At 70.0% G+C, this 6,817-nt stretch carries 5 protein-coding genes and 1 tRNA gene; 5 read left to right on the plus strand and 1 reads right to left on the minus strand.

The genetic code is table 11. The annotated features are described in order from the left end of the window. From E1264_RS38240 to E1264_RS38260, 5 genes are all read left to right on the plus strand, one after another. Positions 1-2,520 (plus strand): non-ribosomal peptide synthetase (locus E1264_RS38240; protein WP_132181734.1); only part of this gene is annotated, 2,520 nt, incomplete at its 5' end. Beyond that, a complete protein-coding gene (locus tag E1264_RS38245) occupies positions 2,517-4,016 on the plus strand; it encodes a GMC family oxidoreductase (RefSeq protein ID WP_132181736.1) in 1,500 nt (499 codons plus the stop codon). The genes E1264_RS38240 and E1264_RS38245, both read left to right, overlap by 4 nt. After that, complete coding sequence (locus tag E1264_RS38250) at positions 4,013-4,714, plus strand: thioesterase domain-containing protein (protein ID WP_243711425.1); 702 nt, start codon at positions 4,013-4,015, stop codon at positions 4,712-4,714. Before E1264_RS38245 ends, E1264_RS38250 begins: the two co-directional genes overlap by 4 nt. Next, positions 4,711-5,823 (plus strand): acyl-CoA dehydrogenase family protein, encoded by a 1,113-nt coding sequence (locus E1264_RS38255; protein ID WP_243711426.1) that lies wholly within the window; start codon positions 4,711-4,713, stop codon positions 5,821-5,823. The genes E1264_RS38250 and E1264_RS38255 overlap by 4 nt, the downstream gene beginning before the upstream one ends. A gap of 2 nt (positions 5,824-5,825) precedes the next feature. Then, positions 5,826-6,302 carry a hypothetical protein gene (locus tag E1264_RS38260; RefSeq protein WP_132181740.1) on the plus strand — a complete coding sequence of 159 codons (477 nt, stop codon included), beginning with the start codon at positions 5,826-5,828 and terminating at the stop codon, positions 6,300-6,302. A gap of 359 nt (positions 6,303-6,661) precedes the next feature. Here E1264_RS38260 and E1264_RS38265 read toward each other — a convergent pair. Further along, a tRNA-Glu gene (locus E1264_RS38265) sits at positions 6,662-6,737 on the minus strand. Positions 6,738-6,817 lie beyond the last annotated feature (80 nt).

Raw genomic sequence — 6,817 nt, forward strand, 5'->3', positions numbered from 1 at the left:
CTCCCCCTGGCGGTCCCGCCCGAACAGGTCGACCGGCCGGTCTTCACACGCCGGCACCACCTGCTGACGCACGAGCGGTGGGCCTGCCTGACGGATGCGGCGCGCGCCCGGGGTCTGACCTCCACGAGCGTCCTGCTCGCCGCCTACGCCGAGGTGCTGCGCACCTGGTCCAAGCGGCAGGAGTGCACGGTGACGGTGTCGGTGCTGGACCGGCGGCCGTTGCACCCGCGAGTCGACGAACTCGTCGGCAACTTCCTGGCTCCGAACCTGCTCGCCGTCGACAGCACCGCCGAGCAGCCGTTCGCCGAACGCGCCGCGGCCCTACAACGGCGGTTGCGCACCGACATGGCGCACACGGCGTTCGGCGGGGTCCGGGTGCTGCGCGAGCTGACCCGCCACCGCGGCGACGGGCGCGGCGTCTCGATGCCGGTGGTGTTCACCAGCACGCTGGACGGCGCGACCGGCCCGGCGTGGGGCGGTTTCGGCGACCCGGTGCACGTGGCCGGTCAGACCGCGCAGATCTGGCTGGAGAACCAGGTGTTCGCCGAGGACGGCGGTGTCTCGGTGACGTGGAACGCGGTGGAGGAGCTGTTCCCCGCCGGGTCGCTGGACGCCATGTTCCAGGCGTACCGGACCCTGCTGGACCGGCTCATCGACGACCCCGGCATCTGGGACCGGACCGGCGGCGTGGTCCCGCTGCCCGCCGACCAGCTCGCCGAACGCCGGCGCGCCAACGCGACCGCGGCCGACATCCCGCCGCGCCTGCTGCACGAACTGGTCGCCGAGGCGGCCGACCGCACCCCGGACGCGGTCGCGGTCATCGCCGACGGCACCGAGGTCACCTACCGCCGGATCACCGAGGACGCCCACCGCCTCGCCCACCGGCTGCCCGGGTGCGAGCCCGACGAACTCGTCGCGGTGTCGATGCGCCCCGGCGCGGCACAGATCAGCGCGATCCTCGGCGTGCTGCACGCGGGCGCCGCGTACGTGGCGATCGACCCGGAGCTGCCCGAGGAGCGCCGCCACCGGCTCCTGCGCCGCTGCCACGCGAGGGCTCTGGTCACCGAGCCCGACCTGCGCGCGGCCTGGCCGCGGGACGTCCAGGTCATGACCTTCGACGAGCAGGAGACCCGGGATCAGCCGGCCCACCGCCCGAAGAACCGCCGGTCCCACGACGACCTGGCGTACGTCATCTTCACCTCCGGCTCCACCGGCACCCCCAAAGGCGTGGCGATCACACACCGCTCCGCCGCCAACACCGTCCAGGACATCAACCGGCGGTTCGCGGTGACCGCCCGCGACAAGGTGCTGGCACTGGCCCCGACCAACTTCGACCTGTCGGTGTACGACATCTTCGGCGTCCTGGGCGCGGGCGGGACCGTGGTGATCCCCTCTCCCGAACGCTCGGGCGACCCCGGGCATTGGACCGATCTCGTCGACCGGCACGGCGTAACGATCTGGAACAGCGTTCCCGCGCCGATGCGGATGTGGGCCGAGTCGCTGACCCCCGAGACCGCGCACCGGGGCGATACCCTCCGCCTGGCGCTGCTCAGCGGCGACTGGATCCCGGTCGACCTGCCCGGCCAGGTGCGCGCGCTCCTGCCCGAGGTGCGGCTGATCAGCCTGGGCGGCGCGACCGAGGGCTCGATCTGGTCGGTGCACCACCCGATCGGCCATGTCCCGCCGGAGTGGACGAGCATCCCGTACGGCAAGCCGCTGGCCAACCAGACCCTGCACGTGTACAACACGTGGCTGGAGCCATGCCCGGTCGGCGTCACCGGCGAGATCCACATCGGCGGGACCGGCGTCGCGCAGGGCTACTGGGAGGACCCGGACCGCACCGCCGAGCGCTTCATCGTCCACCCGAACACCGGCGAACGCCTCTACCGCACCGGCGACCTGGGCCGGTACCTGCCCGGCGGAGACATCGAGATCCTCGGCCGCGAGGACTTCCAAGTGAAGATCAACGGCTACCGGGTGGAGCTCGGCGAGATCGAGGCCGCGCTCGCCCGGCTGCCCGGCGTCCGCCAGGTCATGGTCACCGCCCCGGCACACCCCGGCAGCGGGCAGCGCCAGCTCACCGCCTACGTCGTGGCGGACGAGGCGGACCCGGTCGCGCTGCGCGCCGAGCTGCGGAACGTGCTGCCCAACTACATGGTGCCGATGCACTATCTGCGGCTGGACGCGCTGCCGCTCACCACGAACGGCAAGATCGACCGCGCCGCGCTGCCGCTCCCCTGGACCGACGACCCGCCGGAAGCGGGACACGCCGCCCCGAGCAACCGGGTCGAGGAGCGGCTCCTGAAGATCTGGGGCGAACAGCTCGGGCACGACGACTTCGGCACCGAGGACGGCTTCTTCGACGTCGGCGGCGACTCGTTGCACGCGATGGGCATCATCACCCGGCTGCGCGACGAGTTCGGCATCGACACCGGCACCGAGGACGAGGTCGTCGAGGCGCTGTTCCTGAACGCGACCATCGCCTCCTTCGCCGAGATCATCGCTGAGCCCGCGCCATGACCTGGGACCACATCGTCGTCGGCGCCGGATCGGCGGGCTGCGTCATGGCGGCCCGCCTGTCGGCGACCGGCGCCCGCGTGCTCCTCCTGGAGGCGGGCGACGACCAGCCGGCCGAGGACAACCCGCTGCGCGACGCGGGAAGGCTGATCCTCCAGGGCTACAACTGGGACCACCGGGCCAACCTGCGCACGGCGGACGCCGGAACGTCCCGGGCCCTCTGGACGCGCTTCCCCTACAGCCTGGGCAAGGTCGTGGGCGGCTCCTCCGCGGTGAACGGCGCGATCGCCATGCGGGCCCTTCCCCGCGACCTCGCCGGGTGGGCCGCGGCGGGCAACCCGGACTGGTCCTGGGAAAAGGTCGTCCCCTACTACGACAGGCTGGAGACCGACGGCCTCCCCATACGGCGCCCCGGCCCGGAAGACCTCCACGAACTGGAAACCGACTTCTGGCACGAGTGCAACCGCCTGGACTTACCGGACCTCCCGGACCTCAACGCCGGAGCAGAGGAAGGCGTTGGCCCCGTCCCCGCCAACGCGGTGAACGGCGTACGCCAGGACGCCGCGACCGTCTACCTCGACCCGGTACGCGACCGGCCCAATCTGGAACTGCGCACCAGAACTCAGGCGGTCCGCGTCCTCTTCGAGGGAACACGGGCCACCGCCGTGGAACTCGACGACCACACCATCGAGAGGACGAGGAACGTCGTGCTCTGCGCGGGCGCGGTGGGGACGCCCCCCATCCTCCAACGCTCCGGCGTCTGCTCGGCCGACCTGGCGAAACACCTGGGCGTCGACCAAGTCCTCGATCTCCCCGGCGTGGGCGAGCGGCTGGCCGACCACCCCTCGGTGGTCATCTGGTCGATCCCCCGGCCGGGCGTGTGCAGGCCCGGCCGGCCCTGGCGCCAGGTGGCCGGACGCATGTCCAGCGAGTTCGACGACGACGTCGACGTCCAGGTGGGGCTGCTCAACAACGTGGCGAGCGACACGATCCCCGGCTTCGTCGACCGGCTGAAGGCACCCATGGCGGTGGGCCTGTCGGTCATGCTGATGCGCCCGAAGTCCACCGGCCACGTACGGGCGCGAAGCCTGGCCCCGGACCAGGGGCCCGAGATAGTGCTGGGCATGGGCGGCATCGAGGAGGACGTGAACCGCCTGATATGCGGCGTGCGCAAGGGCTGGCGGATCCTGCGCTCGCCCAAGGTCACCGCCCACCTGGAGCGCACGCAGTTCTGGACCGACAGGATGATCGGCAACGACCGCACCATGCGCGCCGCGGTCCGCAACATCATGAACCCCGGCTGGCACGCGATGGGCACCTGCCGGATGGGCCCGGCGACGGACCCCATGGCGGTGGTCGGCCAGGACTGCCGAGTGCACGGCCTGGAGAACGTGCGGATCGTCGACGCATCGGTCTTCCCCGCCATCCTCAGCGTCCCGACCAACCTGACCACCCTCATGCTGGCCGAACGCGTCTCCACGGAGGACTCACCACTGTGATCCGGCTCTACTGCTTCCCCCACGCGGGAGCGACCTCGATGGTCTACCGCACCTGGAAGAGGACCGGGGACATCGTCCCCAAAGGCGTGGACCAGCCGGGCCGCGGCCCAAGGCTCCGCGAACCGAAGACCGGCGACCTGGACCTCCTGGCCATGGCGATGGCCGACCACATCGCCAAGGATCTGGAACGGGTGCGGCGGGAACACCCGGACACGGCCTACGCCACGTTCGGCCACAGCTTCGGCGCCACGATCAGCCTGACGGTCGCCGCGCACATGGCCGAGCCCCCGGTCCGCCAGTTCCTGTCGGCGGCGGTGCCGCCCCGCCTGGTCGTCCCGGACGAGACCGCCCATCTCAGCGACCGCGAACTCCTCGAAAAGGTCGTGAAGGACGGCGGCACCACCGGAGCGGTCCTGGAGAACGCGGAGCTGGGCCGCCACCTGGTACGGCTGATGCGCGAGGACTACGCGATCCGCCTGCAGTTCCCGCACCAGAAGAACCTGAAGGTCGACCATCCCCTCACCCTGATCGCCGCCCGCGACGACATCTACGTTCCCCCCGAGCAGATGTGGCAGTGGGCCGAGCACACCACCGCGCACTGTCGCCGGGTGGAGATCGCCGGCGGCCACTTCGCCCTCATGCAGACCCCGGAGACCGCCCTGGAGATCGTCGCCGAGCACCTGAGGAGCGCCGCATGAAGGAGATCTACGAGGATTTCCGGCAGATGTGCCAGAAGTTCCTCCAGCAGGAAGCCGTCCCGTACCACGACGAGTGGGAGCGGCAGGGCATCATCGACCGCGGTCTCTGGCTGAAGGCAGGGAAGACCGGCCTGCTCGGCATGGGCGTCCCCACCCGGTACGGCGGGGCGGGCCAGCCGGACTTCACCTACCATGCGATCTTCGCCGAGGAACTGGTCAAGGCGCGTCTCACCGCCCCGGGCTTCGTGGCCCACAACGACGTGGTGGCGTCCTACCTCACCCACCGCACCACCGACGAGCAGAAGGAGCGCTGGCTCCCCGGGGTCTGCTCGGGCGACCTGATCGCCGCCATCGCCATCAGCGAGCCCGACGCGGGCTCGAATGTCGCCGACATCCGCACCACCGCCCGCAAGGAGGGCGATCATTACGTCCTCAACGGCCAGAAGACGTTCATCACCAGCGGGGAGAACGCCGACCTCGTCCTCACCGCGACCAGAACGGACCGCGGCCTCAGCCTCCTGGTGGTGGAACGCGGGACCCCGGGCTTCTCCCGGGGCAAGCGTCTGGAGAAGCTCGGCTGGGCGGCCAGCGACACCTGCGAGCTGTTCTTCGAGGACTGCCGGGTCCCGGCCGCCAACCTGATCGGCCGGGAGAACGCGGGCATGGCGTACCTCATGGCGGGCCTGCCCAGAGAACGCCTGAGCATCGCCACGGTGGCGGTCGCGGCGGCCGAGCAGATGTTGACCGAGACCCTCGACTACTGCCGAACGCGCCAGGCGTTCGGCCAGGCGATCGGTACGTTCCAGCACAACAAGTTCCAGTTGGCCACCATGGACACCGAGGTGACCATCGCTCGCGTGTTCTTGGAACACTGCATCGCCCGGCTGAACACCGGCGAACTCTCCATCACCACCGCAGCCAAGGCGAAGTGGTGGACCACCGAACTTCAGGTGAAGATCGCCAACACCTGCCTCCAACTGCACGGCGGCTACGGCTACCTCAAGGAGAGCCCGATCTCCAAGCAGTGGGCCAACAGCCGCGTCCAGACGATCTACGGCGGCACCACCGAGATCATGAAGGAGCTCATCGGCCGCTCCCTCGGTCTGTGACCATGACGAAGACCGACACGATCCCCGACATCACCCTGTGCGGCCACGGCGCCCGGACCACGACGACCCCCACCCTCGGTCAACTGGCCACCGCCCTGACCCGCCTGGCCGCCGACCGAGAAGTCCGGTGGCTCACCCGCTTCGCCGCCGGCACCCTGCTGACGACGACCGTTCCAGCGGCCCCCCACATGTACTGCTGGCTGACCATCTGGCCTCCGGCGACCCGAACCCAGGTCCGCACCACCACACCCCAGGTCTGCATGACCCTCACCGGCGAACTCACCGAAACAACGGTCACCCCGGCCGGCGTGATCGAACGCCCCCTGCATCCCACCAAGATCCTCGTTCACGCGACCCCGAGAACCCGGGAGCTGACCAACCCGGCAACAACCCACGCGGTCACCCTGCATGCGATCCCACTCCCACCCCACCGGGAAGTTTCCAACCTGAGTTCGCAGCTCAGGGGCGAGGTTTGCTAGTAGAGATCAGCTTCACAAACCCGGGCCGCGAACAGGGCGCGACTACTCCTCGGGTGGCCCGGCGGCGTGCGCGGGTGCTGGATCCTCTTGAACAGTTGGATGAGCCCAGCCCGGCGTTTGTCCAGAACATCAATGGACGCGCCGCTCAGATCGCCGGCGAGCTGGAGGCCGCGCAGGCCAAGCTTCGGGACCTGCGGAGTGCGGCATCGCCGCGTCCGTGTCCCGAACCGCTGGATCTGCTGCCGGTTGGGACGATCGATCCGTGGAGTGTGAAGTCACGATCACGTCCGAGATCGTGGGAACTCAGCAGGATGCAGCGGCTGCGGCGATGGCTGATGGGACAGAATCGCGCGCCTGTGTGGTACCCCCTACCGGATTCGAACCGGCGCTACCGCCTTGAAAGGGCGGCGTCCTAGGCCGCTAGACGAAGGGGGCCCGGGTGTGGCGGAGATGGTCGCCACTAGACCTGGTCAAGTGTAGAGGACGTGCAGGGGCGGCGCGCAAACGGTTAGTCG

The organism is Actinomadura sp. KC216 (assembly GCF_004348535.1).
Lineage (GTDB): Bacteria > Actinomycetota > Actinomycetes > Streptosporangiales > Streptosporangiaceae > Spirillospora.